We start from the raw sequence: 16,920 nt of genomic DNA, 5'->3' as shown, positions 1-16,920 counted from the left end.
GCGCCGCTGCTGGGGTCCGGGGGTCATCCCCCGGGGGATGCAGTGCGATGCGGGAGAAGATCCTCGAGATCCGCTGAGGCCCGGGCCCGGTGGCGCCGCTGCTGGGGGTCCGGGGGTCGTCCCCCGGGGGATGCAGTGCGATGCGGGAGAAGATCCTCGAGATCCGTTAGGCGAGCGCCTTGAGCAGGGGTGCCGCCAGCTCCGGGTGGTTCACGCGCTCGACCGCGACCGTGTCGCAGCCGACCCACTCCGCCGCCTCCCGCAGTGCCTGGGCCACCGCGGGGACGGCCTTCGGGTCGTCCAGGGTGATCTGGCGGGCGACGAGCGTGGAGCCCTCGCGGGCCGGGTCCACCCGGCCCACCAGCCGGCCGCCGGCGAGGACGGGCATCGCGAAGTAGCCGTACACCCGCTTCGGCTTCGGCACGTACGCCTCCAGGCGGTGGGTGAAGCCGAAGATCCGCTCCGTGCGCGGGCGCTCCCAGATCAGCGAGTCGAACGGGGACAGGAGCGTCGTCCGGTGCCGGCCGCGCGGCTCCGTCGCCAGCGCCGCCGGGTCCGCCCACGCGGGCTTCCCCCAGCCCGCGACCGTCACCGGCACCAGACCCGAGGCCTCGACCACCGCGTCGAACTGCTCGGCCTTGATGCGGTGGTAGTCCGCGAGGTCGGCGCGCGTGCCCACGCCCAGAGCCTCGCCCGCCTGCCGTACCAGGCGTCGCACGCACTCGGTGTCGTCCAGGTCGTCGTGGAGCAGCTCCCGCGGGATCGCCCGCTCCGCCAGGTCGTACACCCGCTTCCAGCCCCGTCGCTCGGTGACGACGACCTCGCCGAACATCAGCGCGCGCTCCACGGCGATCTTGGAGTCGGACCAGTCCCACCACTCGCCCTTGTTCTTCGCGCCGCCGAGCTCCGTCGCCGTCAGCGGGCCCTCGTCGCGCAGCTGGGCGATCACCTTCTCGTACGCCCCGGAGGACAGCTCGTGGTGCCAGTGCGGGCGGTCACGGTAGGCGCGGCGGCGGAACGCGAAGTGCGGCCACTCCTCGATCGGCAGGATGCTCGCGGCGTGCGACCAGTACTCGAAGGCGTGCGCCTCGGTCCAGTACGCCCGCTCGACCGTCGTCCGGCCCACCGCGCCGAGGCGCGCGTACGGAATCAGCTCGTGCGAGCGGGCCAGGACCGAGATCGTGTCCAGCTGGACCTGGCCGAGGGCGCGCAGCACCCCCCTGACGCCCGCTCTGCGGTCGGGCGCGCCCAGGAAGCCCTGGGCGCGCAGGGCGATCCGGCGGGCCTCGTCGGCGGACAGTTCGGCAGCGGGGCGCGAAGCGGTCGTCATGATCAGCACCCTAGAACGCGGCACTGACAGCCGTCCGGCCGTCAGGCCTGGGCGGGCTGTTCGCGGGCCGGGAGGTACGGCACCGGGCTCGGCAGGCCGAAGTCGGAGGGCAGCAGCGCGGCCACCCAGGCGTCCCGGAGCGTGCCCTTGTTGGGGATGCCGGCGCGCTGCACGCCCTCCCTCGCGAAGCCGACGCGTTCGGCGACCGCGCGCGACCCGGCGTTGCCGACCTCCGCGCGCCAGACCAGCCGGACGCAGCCCAGGCCCGTGAAGGCCCAGTGCGCCACCGCCCGGACGGCCTCCGTCATGTAGCCCTGGCCGCGGTGGGCCCCGCTCAGCCAGTAGCCGACCTCCCAGGAGCCGGCGCCGCGGCTGCTCAGCGTGATCGACGCGAGCAGCGGGCCGCCGGACAGCGGCTCGACCGCGAACGTGTACTCGGTGTCGTCGCGCCAGCCGTCGGGAATCAGCCGGTTCACGAAGAACTCGGCGTCCGGCCGCGTGTAGGGGTCGGGGACGGTGGTCCAGCGGCGGATGTCCGTGTCCTGACAGATGTCGTACACCGCGTCGATGTCGTCGGAGACGAAGTTCCGCAGCCGCAGACGGTCCGTGGTGAGGGTGATGGGATCCATGCCGGGATTCTGGTCACCGGGCGGAACGGAAGCGAACACTTTTCGGGTGGTGCGGCACCTTCCGCCCACCTCGTGCGTTCTCTCTGAGGGCGGCCTTGCGGCTCGGGCAGTGCGGGCCTCCCTTCGCGAGGGCGGTCTCGCTTACGATGACCGTTACGGTGGGGACCACCTGCCGTGCCCGCGCTCGCGTCCTTCACCAGACCCAGTGCCAGGCCCGACCGGCAAGGAGACCAGCCTCAGTGTCCGTCTTCAACAAGCTCATGCGTGCAGGCGAAGGCAAGATCCTGCGCAAACTGCACCGCATCGCGGACCAGGTCAACTCCATCGAAGAGGACTTCGTCAACCTCTCCGACGCCGACCTGCGGGCGCTCACCGACGAGTACAAGCAGCGGTACATCGACGGCGAGAGCCTCGACGACCTGCTCCCCGAGGCCTTCGCGACGGTCCGCGAGGCCGCGAAGCGCGTCCTCGGCCAGCGCCACTACGACGTCCAGATCATGGGCGGCGCCGCGCTCCACCTCGGCTACGTCGCCGAGATGAAGACCGGTGAGGGCAAGACCCTCGTCGGCACCCTGCCCGCGTACCTCAACGCGCTCTCCGGCAAGGGCGTGCACCTGATCACGGTCAACGACTACCTGGCCGAGCGCGACTCCGAGCTCATGGGCCGCGTCCACAAGTTCCTGGGCCTCCAGGTCGGCTGCATCCTCGCCAACATGACCCCGGCGCAGCGCCGTGAGCAGTACGCCTGCGACATCACGTACGGCACGAACAACGAGTTCGGCTTCGACTACCTGCGCGACAACATGGCGTGGTCCAAGGACGAGCTCGTCCAGCGCGGCCACAACTACGCCTGTGTCGACGAGGTCGACTCGATCCTCGTCGACGAGGCCCGTACGCCGCTGATCATCTCGGGCCCGGCCGACCAGGCCACCAAGTGGTACGGCGACTTCGCGAAGCTCGTCACCCGCCTCACCAAGGGCGAGCCCGGCAACCCCCTCAAGGGCATCGAGGAGACCGGCGACTACGAGGTCGACGAGAAGAAGCGCACCGTCGCCATCCACGAGGCCGGTGTCGCCAAGGTCGAGGACTGGCTCGGCATCGACAACCTCTACGAGTCGGTGAACACCCCCCTCGTCGGGTACCTGAACAACGCCATCAAGGCGAAGGAACTGTTCAAGAAGGACAAGGACTACGTCGTCATGGACGGCGAAGTCATGATCGTCGACGAGCACACCGGCCGCATCCTCGCCGGCCGCCGCTACAACGAGGGCATGCACCAGGCGATCGAGGCGAAGGAAGGAGTGGCGATCAAGGACGAGAACCAGACCCTCGCCACGATCACCCTCCAGAACTTCTTCCGCCTCTACGACAAGCTCTCCGGCATGACCGGTACGGCCATGACCGAGGCCGCGGAGTTCCACCAGATCTACAAGCTCGGCGTCGTCCCGATCCCGACGAACAAGCCGATGCAGCGCAAGGACCAGTCCGACCTGATCTACCGGACCGAGGTCGCCAAGTTCGCCGCCGTCGTCGACGACATCGCGGAGAAGCACGAGAAGGGCCAGCCGGTCCTCGTCGGCACCACCTCCGTCGAGAAGTCCGAGTACCTCTCGCAGCAGCTCTCCAAGCGGGGCATCCCGCACGAGGTCCTCAACGCCAAGCACCACGAGCGCGAGGCCAGCATCGTCGCGCAGGCCGGCCGCCGCGGCGCCGTCACCGTCGCCACGAACATGGCCGGTCGCGGTACGGACATCAAGCTCGGCGGCAACCCGGACGACCTCGCCGAGGCCGAGCTGCGACAGGCCGGCCTCGACCCGGTCGACCACGTCGAGGAGTGGGCCGCGGCCCTCCCCGCCGCCATGGAGCGCGCCGAGAAGGCCGTGAAGGCGGAGTTCGAGGAGGTCAAGGAGCTCGGCGGGCTGTACGTCCTCGGCACGGAGCGCCACGAGTCGCGCCGTATCGACAACCAGCTCCGCGGTCGTTCCGGCCGTCAGGGCGACCCGGGCGAGTCCCGCTTCTACCTCTCCCTCGGCGACGACCTGATGCGCCTGTTCAAGGCGCAGATGGTCGAGCGCGTGATGGCCATGGCCAACGTGCCGGACGACGTGCCGATCGAGAACAAGATGGTCACCCGCGCCATCGCCTCCGCGCAGTCCCAGGTCGAGACCCAGAACTTCGAGACGCGCAAGAACGTCCTCAAGTACGACGAGGTCCTCAACCGCCAGCGCGAGGTCATCTACGGCGAGCGTCGCCGCGTCCTGGAGGGCGAGGACCTGCGCGAGCAGATCCAGCACTTCATGGACGACACGATCGACGACTACATCCGCCAGGAGACCGCCGAGGGCTTCGCGGAGGAGTGGGACCTCGACCGCCTGTGGAACGCGTTCAAGCAGCTCTACCCGGTGAAGGTCACCGTGGAAGAGCTGGAGGACGCGGCCGGTGACCGGGCGGGCATCACCGCCGAGTTCATCGAGACCTCCGTCAAGGACGACATCCACGAGCAGTACGACAGCCGCGAGAAGCAGCTCGGCTCGGAGATCATGCGCGAGCTGGAGCGGCGCGTGGTCCTCTCCGTCCTGGACCGCAAGTGGCGCGAGCACCTCTACGAGATGGACTACCTCCAGGAGGGCATCGGCCTGCGCGCGATGGCGCAGAAGGACCCGCTGGTCGAGTACCAGCGCGAGGGCTTCGACATGTTCACCGCCATGATGGAGGGCATCAAGGAGGAGTCCGTCGGCTACCTGTTCAACCTGGAGGTCCAGGTCGAGCAGCAGGTCGAGGAGGTCCCGGTGCAGGCGAGCGCTCCGTCGCTCGACAAGGAGGACGTGCCGGCCGGTGCCGGGCGTCCGGAGATCCGCGCCAAGGGGCTCGACGCCCCGCAGCGTCCTGACCGGCTGCACTTCTCCGCGCCGACCGTGGACGGCGACGGCGGTGTCGTCGAGGGCGACTTCGCCTCCGACGGCGACGAGTCGGGCGACGGGATGACGCGGGCGGAGCGCCGCAAGGCGCAGAAGAACGCGAGCGGTGGGCGTCGTCGCAAGAAGTGACGCCATGAGGTGACGCCGTCAGGTGACGCCGTGAGTCGATGACGGAGGGGTCGGTGCCCGAGGGGCGCCGGCCCCTTCGTCATGGGCGGAGGGCGGTGGCGCCGAGGCCGCCGAGGCCGCCGAGGCCGTCGAGGCCGTCGAGCTCGACGGCGGCGCAGCGCCAGCGCAGGTCCTCGCCGCGCTCCAGGCGGAAGGCCATGGCCCGGACGCGGTGGCCGGTGGCGATGCTGGCGAAGGCCTCCATGACCGTACGGCCGGGATCCGTCTGGACGGCGCAGCGGCGCAGGACCGGGCGGGGGCCGAGTGAGCGCAGGGGGGTGGTCGTGGCGAGCAGGACGAGCTGCTCGTACGCCTCCCCGACGGTGTGGCCGAGCATCCAGTGGACCGGTCGCTCGCCGCTGAGGACGGCGAGCAGGCGCTCGGCGAAGAGGGTGTGCGGCGGGCGGGCGCGGGGCGCGGCCCCCGGGTGCGTGCCGGCCGCACCGCGCGGGCGGGTGCCGGCGGGGCCACGGGGCCCCGGGCCGGCGGGGCCGGCCGGGGCTGCGCCCAGGGGGTTGGCGGGGGCTGCGCCTACGGAGCGGGTCGGGGCTGTGCCCATGGGGCGGGCCGGGGCTGCGCCTACGGAGCGGGTCGGGGCTGTGCCCATGGGGCGGGCCGGGGCTGTGCCCATGGGGCGGGCCGGGGCTGTGCCCACGGAGGCGACCCGGGCTGTGCCCAGGGGGCCGGTCGGGGCTGCGCCTACGGGGTTGGCGGGGGCTGTGCCCATGGGGCGGGCCGGGGCTGCGCCCACGGAGGCGACCCGGGCTGTGCCCAGGGGGCCGGCCGGGGCTGCGCCTACGGGGTTGGCGGGGGCTGCGCCCGTGGAGCGGGCCGGGGCTGCGCCCACGGAGGCGACCCGGGCTGTGCCCAGGGGGCCGGCCGGGGCTGCGCCCACGGAGCGGGTCGGGGCTGCGCCCACGGGGCCGGTCGGGGCCGGGCCCGGGGCCCCTCGGCCGCCGGGGGCGGTGCGGGGGTGGGGAGTGTGTGTCGGGGTGGTGTGCGTGGCGGGGGTGGGGGGCGTGGGGATGCGTGTTGCCGTGGGCGTGGTCATGAGAACCCCTGTCGTTGCGTGACCGCGTGGTACCAGTCAGTAACTTCTCTTGGGGATCTTGTACGGGCGTGGGGTGAGCGGCCGCAAGGAGCCTCTGACCTCGGGGGTGTACGGAGGGTGATTCACCTATCCGGGTGGTCGCGCGGGAAATCCGATCTCCGGGGGCCTGGGGCACGGGCCCCGGCGGTGGACAGGCGGCGGGTCCGGGCCGCCAGCCCGAAGGGGGACTCCGCACGTATCCTGAGGGCCTCTCCGTCGACGAAAGCGGCCAGTCATGCGCGTGTACGTTCCCCTGACCCTCCCCGGTCTCGCACAGGCGCACAAGGCGGGCGAGCTGGGCCCCGGCCCGCTGACGGCGTACGCCGTCACCCCCGCGCTGCGCGAGTGGTACGTCTCCGACGACATCGAGGAGCTGGAGTACGCGGCGCTCAACCGTGCCGCCTCCGCCTCGCTGCGGCTGCTCGCCGGTGACCCCGAGGCGCCCCGGCGCCGGATCGTCGTCGCCGTGGACGTGGCGGACGGTGCCGCCGTCGCCGACCCCGACCGGGGGCTCGACGCCGACTCGATCGGCGAGGTGCGGATCGCCGGAGCGGTGCCGATGGCCAAGGCGGCGGCCGTGCACGCCGACGCGGACGACGCCGAGGCGGACGTCAGCGCGGCGGCCGCGGCGCTCGGGGCGGCGGACCAGGGCGACGACGACGCGCGGTTCGTCGTGGACGGCGCCGAGGACCACGAACTGCTGTGGTTCGGCGTGCAGGAGATCCCCGGCCTGCTGGGCTGACGGTCTGCCGGGGCTGACGGTCTGCCGGGGCTGACGGTCTGCCGGGCCGAGGGCTCCCGCTTCGCTGTCAGTGGGCCCGGGTACCGTTTTTCCATGGGGAAGCACGGGAAGCACCTGGTCTGGGACTGGAACGGCACACTGCTCGACGACACCGGGGCGGTCATCGGGGCGACGAACGCGGCCTTCGCCGAGCTCGGGCTCGCGTCGATCACGCTGGAGCGGTATCGCGAGCTGTACACCGTGCCGGTGCCGAAGTTCTACGAGCGGCTCCTCGGGCGCCTGCCCACGGACGAGGAGTGGCTCGTCATGGACGGGGCCTTCCACCGGCACTACTGGGAGCGCGCGGTCGGCTGCGGGCTGACCGAGGGCGCCTCCGAGCTGCTCGCCACCCGGCAGGCGTCCGGGCTCACGCAGTCGCTGCTCTCGCTCGCGCCGCACGCCCGGCTCATACCCCTCGTGCGGGAGCACGGGATCGAGGAGCGCTTCGTCCGGGTGGACGGGCGGCCCGACGCGTCCAACGACGGCAAGTCCGGGCACATGGTGCGGCACCTCGCGGCCCTCGGCCTGCCCGCCGAGCGGGTCGTGGTCATCGGGGACGCGGCGGACGACGCGGTGGCGGCGCTGCACGTGGGCGCGAAGGCCGTGCTGTACACGGGCGGCTCGCACAGCCGGGCGTCCCTGGAGCGGGTCGGCGTGCCCGTCGTGGACTCGCTGGCGGAGGCGGTCTCCGTGGCGGAGGAGCTGGCGTAGCGGAGCGGCCCCCACGGCGGCCCCCACGGCGGCCCCCACGGCGGCCTGCCCGGCGGCCCCAGGGGCGTACCCCCGGGGCCGTACGGCAGGGCCCGGTCAGGCCTTCGTGCGGAGGATCTTCAGGAACTCGCGCATCCAGGTCGGGTGGTCGGGCCAGGCCCGGGAGGAGACGAGGAGGCCGTCGACGACGGCCGCCGAGTCCTGGAAGGTGGCACCGGCCGCCTGCATGTCGAGTTCGAGCGCCGGGTACGCCGTGACCCTGCGGCCCTCCAGGCCGCCGACGGCCGCCGTCAGGAGCGGGCCGTGGCAGATCTGGGCCACCGGCTTGTCCGCGTCGAAGAAGGCCTTGAGGATCTTGCGGAGCTCCGGGTCGTTGCGCAGGTACTCCGGCGCCCGGCCGCCCGGGATCACCACAGCGGCGTAGGCGCCCGGGTCGACTTCCGAGAACGCCAGGTCCGCCGGCCAGGTGTAGCCGGGCTTCTCGGTGTACGTGTCGTAGCCCGGCTCGAAGTCGTGCACGACGAAGCGGAGCTGTTTGCGGGCAGGGGCCGCGATGTCGACCTCGTACCCCTCTTCGAGCAGCCGCTGGTAGGGGTACATCACCTCCAGCGACTCCGCAGCGTCCCCGGTCACGATCAGGATCTTCGCCATGGCACTCCCAGATCAGAGATGGTGCTTTGCGGGCTCCACGCTGCCGGTGGGGCGCCCGTTTGCCAAGAGGGCCTCCGAGCCGTTGTCGCTGTCCATAACGTCAAACTTTCACCTCCACTTTTATACACATACGGCTCGTGACGGTTCGGGGGTCGGGAGCGATAGGCTTTTCCCGTGATCAGCGCGATACGCCGAGGGGGCAGTGAAGCCCCCGGCTGCCGCCCGGCACGCGACAGCGGCCGGGCCCACCGTGCGTTCGCCGATCCCCTCCGTCCGGTCGCGCCGCGTTCCGTGGCCGATAACGACCCGGGCATCTCTCATTCGGGCATAACGTCGTCTTCGACCGGAATCACCGCGTCGTGGCGTTGTGTCCTTTCTTCCACCGACGTCACGCAACGGCGCGCGACAGGAGTCAGAGGACATGCAGACCAAGCTGGACGAAGCCAAGGCCGAGCTGCTCGAGAGGGCCGCTCGGGTAGCTGAGCACAGCCCGGTCGGGGGGCGACTTCCGACGGGCTCTGACGGTTCGGGCGAGCGCCCGGACCGGGACACGGTGCTCGAGTACCTCCAGCGCTACTACCTGCACACCGCGCCGGAGGACCTCGGCGACCGCGACCCGGTCGACGTCTTCGGCGCCGCGCTCTCTCACTACCGCCTCGCGGAGAACCGCCCGCAGGGCACCGCGAACGTGCGCGTCCACACCCCGACGGTCGAGGAGAACGGCTGGACCTCCAGCCACTCCGTCGTCGAGGTCGTCACCGACGACATGCCCTTCCTCGTCGACTCCGTCACCAACGAGCTGTCCCGCCAGGGCCGCGGCATCCACGTCGTGATCCACCCGCAGGTCCTCGTCCGCCGTGACCTCACCGGCAAGCTCATCGAGGTCCTGTCGACCCAGATCCAGGGCGAGCTGCCGCACGACGCGCTCCCCGAGTCCTGGATCCACGTCGAGATCGACCGCGAGACCGACCGCGCCGACCTCAAGCAGATCACCGCCGACCTGCTCCGCGTCCTCTCCGACGTCCGCGAGACCGTCGAGGACTGGGAGAAGATGCGCGAGGCGGCCCTGCGCATCGCCGACGGCCTCGCCGACGAGCCCACCGCCTCCGACCTGCGCCCGACCGAGGTCGAAGAGGCCACCGAGCTGCTCCGCTGGCTCGCCGACGACCACTTCACCTTCCTCGGCTACCGCGAGTACGAGCTCGTCAACGGCGACGCCCTGTCCGCCGTGCCCGGCACCGGCCTCGGCATCCTGCGCTCCGACCCGAAGCACGCGGGCGGCGACCAGGGCCACCACGCCCACCCGGTCTCGCCCTCCTTCAGCCGGCTCCCCGACGACGTCCGCGCCAAGGCCCGCGAGCACAAGCTGCTCATCCTGACGAAGGCCAACAGCCGCGCGACCGTCCACCGCCCCTCGTACCTCGACTACGTCGGCGTGAAGAAGTTCGACGCCGACGGCAACGTCATCGGCGAGCGCCGGTTCCTCGGCCTCTTCTCCTCCGCCGCCTACACCGAGTCCGTCCGCCGCGTCCCGGTCGTCAAGCGCAAGGTCCAGGAGGTCCTCGCCGGCGCCGGCTTCTCGTCGAACAGCCACGACGGCCGCGACCTGCTCCAGATCCTGGAGACCTACCCGCGCGACGAGCTCTTCCAGACCCCGGTCGACCAGCTCCAGTCCATCGTCACCAGCGTCCTGTACCTCCAGGAGCGGCGCCGGCTGCGGCTCTACCTGCGCCAGGACGAGTACGGCCGCTACTACTCGGCCCTCGTCTACCTGCCGCGCGACCGCTACACCACCCGCGTCCGGCTGCGGATCATCGAGATCCTGAAGGAGGAGCTCGGCGGCACCAGCGTCGACTTCACCGCCTGGAACACCGAGTCGATCCTCTCCCGCCTCCACTTCGTCGTCCGCGTCAAGCCCGGCACCGAGCTCGCCAAGCTGACCGACGCCGACGTCGACCGCATCGAGGCCCGGCTCGTCGAGGCCGCCCGCTCCTGGGCCGACGGCTTCGGCGAGGCGCTCAACGCCGAGTTCGGCGAGGAGCGCGCCGCCGAGCTGCTCCGCCGCTACGGCAACGCCTTCTCCGAGGGCTACAAGGCCGACCACTCGCCGCGCGCCGCCGTCGCCGACCTCGTCCGCATGGAGGCCCTCGCCGCCAGCGGCAAGGACTTCGCGCTCTCGCTGTACGAGCCCGTCGCCGCCGGCCCCGGCGAGCGCCGCTTCAAGATCTACAAGACCGGCGAGCCGATCTCCCTCTCCGCCGTCCTCCCGGTCCTCAACCGGCTCGGCGTCGAGGTCACCGACGAGCGTCCGTACGAGCTCCGCTGCGCCGACCGCGCCCACGCCTGGGTCTACGACTTCGGCCTGCGCATGCCCGCCCCGACCGGCAACGGCGGCGACTACGTCGGCGACGACGCCCGCGAGCGCTTCCAGGAGGCCTTCGCCGCCACCTGGACCGGCGAGGCCGAGAACGACAACTTCAACTCCCTCGTCCTCTCCGCCGGGCTCACCTGGCGCGAGGCGATGGTGCTGCGCGCGTACGCCAAGTACCTGCGCCAGGCCGGCTCGACGTTCAGCCAGGACTACATGGAGGACACCCTCCGCAACAACGTCCACACCACCCGGCTGCTCGTCTCCCTCTTCGAGGCCCGGATGGCCCCCGGCCGCCAGCGCGCCGGGACGGAGCTCACCGACGGCATCCTGGAGGAGCTCGACGGCGCCCTCGACCAGGTCGCGAGCCTGGACGAGGACCGCATCCTGCGCTCCTTCCTCACCGTCATCAAGGCCACGCTGCGCACCAACTTCTTCCAGAAGAACGCGGCGGGCGAGCAGCACTCCTACGTGTCGATGAAGTTCGACCCGCAGGCCATCCCCGACCTGCCGGCCCCGCGCCCCGCCTTCGAGATCTGGGTGTACTCGCCCCGCGTCGAGGGCGTCCACCTGCGCTTCGGCAAGGTCGCCCGAGGCGGCCTGCGCTGGTCCGACCGCCGCGAGGACTTCCGCACGGAGATCCTCGGCCTGGTCAAGGCGCAGATGGTGAAGAACACCGTCATCGTCCCCGTCGGCGCCAAGGGCGGCTTCGTCGCCAAGCAGCTCCCGGACCCGTCCGTGGACCGCGACGCCTGGCTGGCCGAGGGCATCGCCTCGTACAAGACCTTCATCTCGGCGCTGCTCGACATCACCGACAACCTCGTCGCCGGCGAGGTCGTCCCGCCGCTCGACGTCGTCCGCCACGACGAGGACGACACCTACCTCGTCGTCGCCGCCGACAAGGGCACCGCGACCTTCTCCGACATCGCCAACGGCGTCGCGGAGGCGTACGGCTTCTGGCTCGGCGACGCCTTCGCCTCCGGCGGCTCCGCCGGCTACGACCACAAGGGCATGGGCATCACCGCCCGCGGCGCCTGGGAGTCGGTCAAGCGCCACTTCCGCGAGCTCGGCCACGACACCCAGACCGAGGACTTCACGGTCGTCGGCGTCGGCGACATGTCCGGTGACGTCTTCGGCAACGGCATGCTGCTCTCCGAGCACATCCGCCTGGTCGCCGCCTTCGACCACCGGCACATCTTCCTCGACCCGAACCCGGACGCGGCCACCTCGTACGCCGAGCGCCGCCGGCTCTTCGACCTGCCGCGCTCGTCCTGGGCGGACTACGACACCTCGCTGCTCTCCGCGGGCGGCGGCATCCACCCCCGTACCGCCAAGTCCATCCCGATCAACGCGCAGGTCAGGGCCGCCCTCGGCATCGAGGAAGGCATCACCAAGCTGACCCCGGCCGAGCTCATGAAGGCCGTCCTCCACGCGCCCGTCGACCTGCTGTGGAACGGCGGCATCGGCACGTACGTCAAGTCCTCGGCCGAGTCCAACGCCGACGTCGGTGACAAGGCCAACGACGCCATCCGCGTCGACGGCCAGGACGTCCGCGCCAAGGTCGTCGGCGAGGGCGGCAACCTCGGCGCCACCCAGCTCGGCCGCATCGAGTTCGCCCGCACCGGCGGACCCGAGGGCGAGGGCGGCAAGATCAACACCGACGCCATCGACAACAGCGCCGGCGTCGACACCTCTGACCACGAGGTCAACATCAAGATCCTGCTCAACGGGCTCGTCGCCGAGGGTGACATGACCGTCAAGCAGCGCAACAAGATCCTCGCGGAGATGACCGACGAGGTCGGCCGGCTCGTCCTGCGCAACAACTACGCGCAGAACACCGCCCTGGCCAACGCCGTCGCCCAGTCGCCCTCGCTGCTCCACGCCGCGCAGCGCTTCATGCGCCGCCTCGGCCGTGACGGCAGCCTGGACCGCTCGCTGGAGTTCCTGCCCAACGACCGGCAGATCCGCGAGCTGCTCAACAACGGCCGCGGCCTCAGCCAGCCGGAGCTCGCCGTCCTCCTCGCGTACACCAAGATCACGGCGGCCGACGAGCTCATCGGCACCGAGCTCCCGGACGACCCGTACCTGAGCGGTCTGCTCCACGCCTACTTCCCGACGCTGCTGCGCGAGAAGTTCCCCGAGGCCGTCGACAACCACGCGCTGCGCCGCGAGATCATCACGACCGTCCTGGTCAACGACACCGTCAACACCGGTGGCTCGACCTTCCTGCACCGCCTCCGCGAGGAGACGGGCGCGTCGATCGAGGAGATCGTCCGCGCGCAGACCGCCGCCCGCGCCGTCTTCCGGCTCAGCCAGGTCTGGGACGCCGTCGAGGCCCTCGACAACCGCGTGCCCGCCGAGGTCCAGACCCGGATGCGGCTGCACTCCCGCCGGCTCGTCGAGCGCGGCACCCGCTGGCTGCTCAACAACCGGCCGCAGCCGCTCCAGATCGGCGAGACCATCGAGTTCTTCGCCGACCGCGTCGAGCAGGTCTGGCAGCAGCTGCCGGAGCTGCTGCGCGGCGCGGACCTGGAGTGGTACCAGTCGATCCTCGACGAGCTGACCGAGGTCGGCGTGCCGGAGGAGCTCGCGCGGCGCGTCGCCGGCTTCTCCTCCGCCTTCCCGGCCCTCGACATCGTCGCGATCGCGGACCGCATGGAGAAGGACCCGCTCGCGGTGGCCGAGGTCTACTACGACCTGGCCGACCGTCTGCGGATCACCGACCTCATGGACCGCATCATCGAGCTGCCGCGTGCCGACCGGTGGCAGTCCATGGCCCGCGCCTCGATCCGCGAGGACCTCTTCGCGGCGCACTCGGCGCTGACCGCGGACGTCCTGAGCGTCGGCAACGGCACGACGAGCCCCGAGGAGCGGTTCAAGGCCTGGGAGGAGAAGAACACGGCGATCCTGGGCCGTGCGCGGACGACCCTGGAGGAGATCCAGGGCTCGGACACCTTCGACCTGGCGAACTTGTCGGTGGCCATGCGGACGATGCGCACGCTGCTCCGTACGCACAGCTGATCACGTGAAGAGGAAGGGCCCCGCCGGATCTCCGGCGGGGCCCTTCCGTCATTCGGGCGCCGGTGTGGCGACCGTCGACGTCCACAGGCGGCGGGCGGCGAGCAGGGCGGCGGCGAGGAGGAGGCCGTTGCGGAGCACCATGACGGCCAGGCCGGAGGGTGCGCCGCCGAGGATCTCCGCGTACAGGACGGGGTACGCGAGCGAGCTCAGCGCCGCCGCCGGGAGCATGAGCAGCGCCACCGGGCGCATCACGGTGCTGCGGGAGGTCAGACAGACGGCGGCGAGGCCGAGCAGCCAGATCATGTACTGGGGACTGATCACCCGGCTCGTGGCGGTGAAGAGCAGGACGGCGGCGAAGGCCGCGTCGAGCGGGGTCGCCGGGGTCCAGCGGCGGGCCCGTACGCGCCAGAAGAGCAGCCAGCCGAAGGCGGCGACGGTGAGCAGCAGGGCGAGGTTGCCGAGCGTGGAGACGTACGGGCCGACGTACTCGAAGGAGCCGTAGCGCATCTCGACCGTGCCCTGCCAGACGCCGGCCGCGCGGGCGAGTCCGAGGGCCGTGCCGCCGAGCGACTCGATCTGCACGCCCCGGCCGCCCTGCTGCCGGAGGAAGCCGAGCGAGCCGGGGAAGAGCAGGGCGAGCGTGGCGGCGAGCGCGAGGGCCGCGACGACGGCGGCGGTCCACGCCTCGCGGGTGGTACGCCCCCGGGGCGTGCCGATCAGGGCGAGCGCGGGCCACACCTTGACCATGGCGCCGATCCCGGCGAGCGCCCCGCCCACCTGGCGGGCGGCGGTGGAGCGCAGGCCGAGGGCGAGGAGGGCGAGGACGGCGAAGGCGGTGGCCTGGACGTCGTACCGCGCGAGGGGGAGGTGCAGGAGCAGCGGCAGGCCGCAGACCCAGAACCAGGCGCCGTGGGTGAGCCGTTCGCGATCGGCGAGGGCCAGGGCCAGGGTGATGACGGCGTCCGCGAGGAGCGCGAGGGCGACGAAGGCCTGGGTGTACGTGAGGGCGGGGACGAGACCGGGGACGACGACCACGAGCCCGGCGCCGGGCGGGTACTGCCAGGTCACGTCGCCGACGGGGAAGGTGCCGGAGGCGAACTGGCCGTACCAGTGCCGGTAGAGGGCGATCTCGCGGGAGACCCCGCCGATGCCGAGGTCGTCGCGGAGGAAGAGGACGAGCATGCCGGCCCGGGTGAGCACCCAGAGGACGGCGAGCGCGAGGGAGGGGCCGCGGCCGACCGTGACGAAGGTGGCGGAGGTGAAGGTGTCGGAGTCGAAGGGGGAGCCGGTGAGGGAGGGCGGGGAGGCGAGTGGGGGCGCCGCCTTCCGGGAGGCGGGCGGGGGTGGCGGGGAGGTGGACGCCGGCGCCTGGGGGGCCGGCCCGCCCGGTGGCTGGGGGTCGTCGTTCGTCATCCCTCCGCACTCTAGACCGGTATGCCCTGTTATCAGCCTGTTTTGCCCCCTGTCTTGGTGAACTCCTCGTACGCCGCCACGACCTCCTCCGCCGGGCCGTCCATCCGCAGCGTCCCGGCCTCCAGCCACAGCGCGCGCTCGCAGGTCTCCGTGATGGTGGAGTTCGAGTGGCTGACCAGGAAGACCGTCCCCGCCTCCGCCCGCAGCTCGTCGATCCGCTGCTGGCTGCGGCGCCGGAAGCGGGCGTCGCCGGTCGACAGGGCCTCGTCGATGAGCAGGACGTCGTGGCTCTTCGCGGCGGCGATCGAGAACCGCAGCCGGGCGCCCATGCCGGAGGAGTACGTCCGCATGGGGCGGGAGATGGCGTCGTCCTTCTCGTTGATGCCGGAGAAGTCGACGATGTCCTCGTACCGCTCGCGGATCTCCGCGCGGCTCATGCCCATCGCGAGCCCGCCGAGGATCACGTTCCGCTCGCCCGTGAGGTCGCTCATCAGGGCCGCGTTGACGCCGAGGAGGGAGGGCTGGCCGTGGGTGTGGATGTGGCCGCGCTCGACCGGCTGGAGGCCCGCGATCGCCTTCAGGAGCGTCGACTTGCCGGAGCCGTTCGAGCCGATCAGGCCGATGGCCTCGCCCCGGTACGCGGCGAAGCTCACCCCCTTCACGGCGTGGACCAGGCGCCCGGCCGGAGCCGTACCGCTCCCCTTCCGGTTCCGGTTCCGGTTCCGGCGCAGCATCCGGCAGAGTGCGGCGGTGGCGCTGCCGCGGCCGCCGGAGCCGCCGCCGTTGACGGTGTAGGTGATGTGGACGCCGGTCGCGACGACGGTCGGCGTGCGCTCGGTCTGTTCTGTCGTCTCAGCCACGGCCGTACGTCTCCTCTGCCTTCCAGAACCAGATGAAGCCGCCCGCGAACGCGAGCGCCGCCCAGCCGGCGGCGAGCGCCCAGACGTGCGGCGGCAGCTGCTCGGACGTGTAGCTGCCGATCAGCGCGAAGCGCACCAGGTCGATGTAGATCGCCGCCGGGTTGCACTGGAGCGCCAGGACCAGGCCCCCGGGGACGCGTCCGCCGCTCGCCAGGTTCTGGATCGAGAACATCGCGCCCGACGCGTACATCCAGGTCCGCAGCACGAACGGCATCAGCTGGCTGATGTCCGGGGTGCGCGCCGCGAGCCGGGCGAGGACGAAGGCCACGCCCACGTTGAACAGCGCCTGGAGGGCGAGCGCGGGGACCGCGAGCAGCCAGCTCCAGGTGGGGTACTCGCCGAAGCAGACCAGGATCGCGGCGAGCGTGGCGAGGGAGAGCAGCAGCTGCTGGAGCTGCTGGAGCGCGAGCGAGATCGGCAGGCTCGCGCGGGGGAAGTGCAGGGCGCGGACCAGGCCCAGGTTGTCGCTGATCGCCCGGCTGCCGGCGAGGACCGTGTTCGCGGTGAACGTCCACACGAAGATGCCGGTGAGGAGGAAGGGGATGTAGTCGGGGACGCCGTGCTCGGCGTTCATGACGATCCCGAAGATGAAGTAGTAGACCGCCGCGTTGAGGAGCGGGGTCGCCACCTGCCAGATCTGGCCGAGGCGCGCCTGGCTGTACTGGGCGGTCAGGCGGGCGGTCGCGAAGGCGGTGACGAAGCCGCGGCGGGCCCACAGCTGCCGGACGTACTCCGGGAGGGAGGGGCGGGCGCCGCTGACGGTCAGGCCGTGGCGGAGGGCGAGCGCGTGCAGCTCCTCGTCGGAGAGGGCCGGGGGCGCGGTCCGGCGAGGAGCTGCGGGCGGGGTGAGGGTGGTCGTGGTCACGGGCGGGCGGCTTTCGGAGACAGACGATGACGCTCGGACGGCGACGGCGGGGCCC

Annotated in this window: 11 protein-coding genes; 4 read left to right on the top strand and 7 right to left on the bottom strand. The window is 71.7% G+C overall.

From position 1 onward, the window contains the following. Positions 1–166 precede the first annotated feature (166 nt). Positions 167–1,330: a winged helix-turn-helix domain-containing protein gene (locus ACFC0Z_RS32780; protein WP_376445769.1), complete on the bottom strand. Its 1,164-nt coding sequence runs from the start codon at positions 1,328–1,330 to the stop codon at positions 167–169. A gap of 41 nt (positions 1,331–1,371) precedes the next feature. Then, the gene (locus ACFC0Z_RS32775) at positions 1,372–1,959 is read right to left on the bottom strand and encodes a GNAT family N-acetyltransferase (protein ID WP_376445766.1); all 588 of its coding nucleotides are present in this window, start codon (positions 1,957–1,959) and stop codon (positions 1,372–1,374) included. A 239-nt stretch (positions 1,960–2,198) separates the two neighbouring features. Between ACFC0Z_RS32775 and secA the strand changes: the two genes are divergently transcribed. Continuing rightward, the gene (secA, locus tag ACFC0Z_RS32770; protein WP_376445764.1) at positions 2,199–5,006 is read left to right on the top strand and encodes a preprotein translocase subunit SecA; all 2,808 of its coding nucleotides are present in this window, start codon (positions 2,199–2,201) and stop codon (positions 5,004–5,006) included. A 79-nt stretch (positions 5,007–5,085) separates the two neighbouring features. On the opposite strand, the gene ACFC0Z_RS32765 is transcribed toward secA, so the two are convergent. Next, entirely contained in the window at positions 5,086–5,604 is a 519-nt protein-coding gene (locus ACFC0Z_RS32765; RefSeq protein ID WP_376445761.1) for an Rv3235 family protein, read from the bottom strand. A 766-nt stretch (positions 5,605–6,370) separates the two neighbouring features. Between ACFC0Z_RS32765 and ACFC0Z_RS32760 the strand changes: the two genes are divergently transcribed. Both ACFC0Z_RS32760 and ACFC0Z_RS32755 read left to right on the top strand, forming a co-directional pair. Then, positions 6,371–6,877, top strand: coding sequence for a DUF6912 family protein (locus ACFC0Z_RS32760; protein WP_376445759.1), 507 nt, complete (start codon positions 6,371–6,373; stop codon positions 6,875–6,877). Between the two features lie 93 nt (positions 6,878–6,970). Beyond that, on the top strand, positions 6,971–7,627 hold the full coding sequence (locus ACFC0Z_RS32755; protein ID WP_376445756.1) for an HAD family hydrolase: 657 nt from the start codon (positions 6,971–6,973) through the stop codon (positions 7,625–7,627). Positions 7,628–7,723: 96 nt separating this feature from the next. On the opposite strand, the gene ACFC0Z_RS32750 is transcribed toward ACFC0Z_RS32755, so the two are convergent. Continuing rightward, a complete protein-coding gene (locus tag ACFC0Z_RS32750; protein ID WP_376445753.1) occupies positions 7,724–8,278 on the bottom strand; it encodes a DJ-1/PfpI family protein in 555 nt (184 codons plus the stop codon). 421 nt (positions 8,279–8,699) lie between these two features. Between ACFC0Z_RS32750 and ACFC0Z_RS32745 the strand changes: the two genes are divergently transcribed. Continuing rightward, the gene (locus tag ACFC0Z_RS32745) at positions 8,700–13,667 is read left to right on the top strand and encodes an NAD-glutamate dehydrogenase (RefSeq protein ID WP_376445750.1); all 4,968 of its coding nucleotides are present in this window, start codon (positions 8,700–8,702) and stop codon (positions 13,665–13,667) included. A gap of 48 nt (positions 13,668–13,715) precedes the next feature. On the opposite strand, the gene ACFC0Z_RS32740 is transcribed toward ACFC0Z_RS32745, so the two are convergent. Genes ACFC0Z_RS32740 through ACFC0Z_RS32730 form a run of 3 tightly spaced genes read right to left on the bottom strand, consistent with a single transcriptional unit; the run spans position 13,716 to position 16,865 of the window. Beyond that, complete coding sequence (locus tag ACFC0Z_RS32740; RefSeq protein WP_376445747.1) at positions 13,716–15,080, bottom strand: glycosyltransferase 87 family protein; 1,365 nt, start codon at positions 15,078–15,080, stop codon at positions 13,716–13,718. Positions 15,081–15,112: 32 nt separating this feature from the next. Then, entirely contained in the window at positions 15,113–15,940 is an 828-nt protein-coding gene (locus tag ACFC0Z_RS32735) for an ABC transporter ATP-binding protein (RefSeq protein ID WP_376445745.1), read from the bottom strand. Beyond that, entirely contained in the window at positions 15,933–16,865 is a 933-nt protein-coding gene (locus tag ACFC0Z_RS32730) for an ABC transporter permease (protein WP_376445742.1), read from the bottom strand. Before ACFC0Z_RS32730 ends, ACFC0Z_RS32735 begins: the two co-directional genes overlap by 8 nt. Between the last annotated feature and the right edge of the window lie 55 nt (positions 16,866–16,920).

The organism is Streptomyces sp. NPDC056144, from assembly GCF_042264145.1.
Classification (GTDB): Bacteria; Actinomycetota; Actinomycetes; order Streptomycetales; family Streptomycetaceae; genus Streptomyces.
The sequence above is the reverse complement of the archived record's forward strand: the minus strand, read 5'-3'. Positions and strand labels throughout refer to the sequence as shown.

Excerpts from the sequence above, each read along its gene's own strand:
- ACFC0Z_RS32780 (WP_376445769.1), bottom strand. The coding sequence starts at position 1,330 with ATGACGACCGCTTCGCGCCCCGCTGCCGAACTGTCCGCCGACGAGGCC.
- ACFC0Z_RS32740 (WP_376445747.1), bottom strand. The coding sequence starts at position 15,080 with ATGACGAACGACGACCCCCAGCCACCGGGCGGGCCGGCCCCCCAGGCG.
- ACFC0Z_RS32745 (WP_376445750.1), top strand. The coding sequence starts at position 8,700 with ATGCAGACCAAGCTGGACGAAGCCAAGGCCGAGCTGCTCGAGAGGGCC.
- ACFC0Z_RS32750 (WP_376445753.1), bottom strand. The coding sequence starts at position 8,278 with ATGGCGAAGATCCTGATCGTGACCGGGGACGCTGCGGAGTCGCTGGAG.
- ACFC0Z_RS32755 (WP_376445756.1), top strand. The coding sequence starts at position 6,971 with ATGGGGAAGCACGGGAAGCACCTGGTCTGGGACTGGAACGGCACACTG.
- ACFC0Z_RS32765 (WP_376445761.1), bottom strand. The coding sequence starts at position 5,604 with ATGGGCACAGCCCCGACCCGCTCCGTAGGCGCAGCCCCCGCCAACCCC.
- ACFC0Z_RS32760 (WP_376445759.1), top strand. The coding sequence starts at position 6,371 with ATGCGCGTGTACGTTCCCCTGACCCTCCCCGGTCTCGCACAGGCGCAC.
- ACFC0Z_RS32775 (WP_376445766.1), bottom strand. The coding sequence starts at position 1,959 with ATGGATCCCATCACCCTCACCACGGACCGTCTGCGGCTGCGGAACTTC.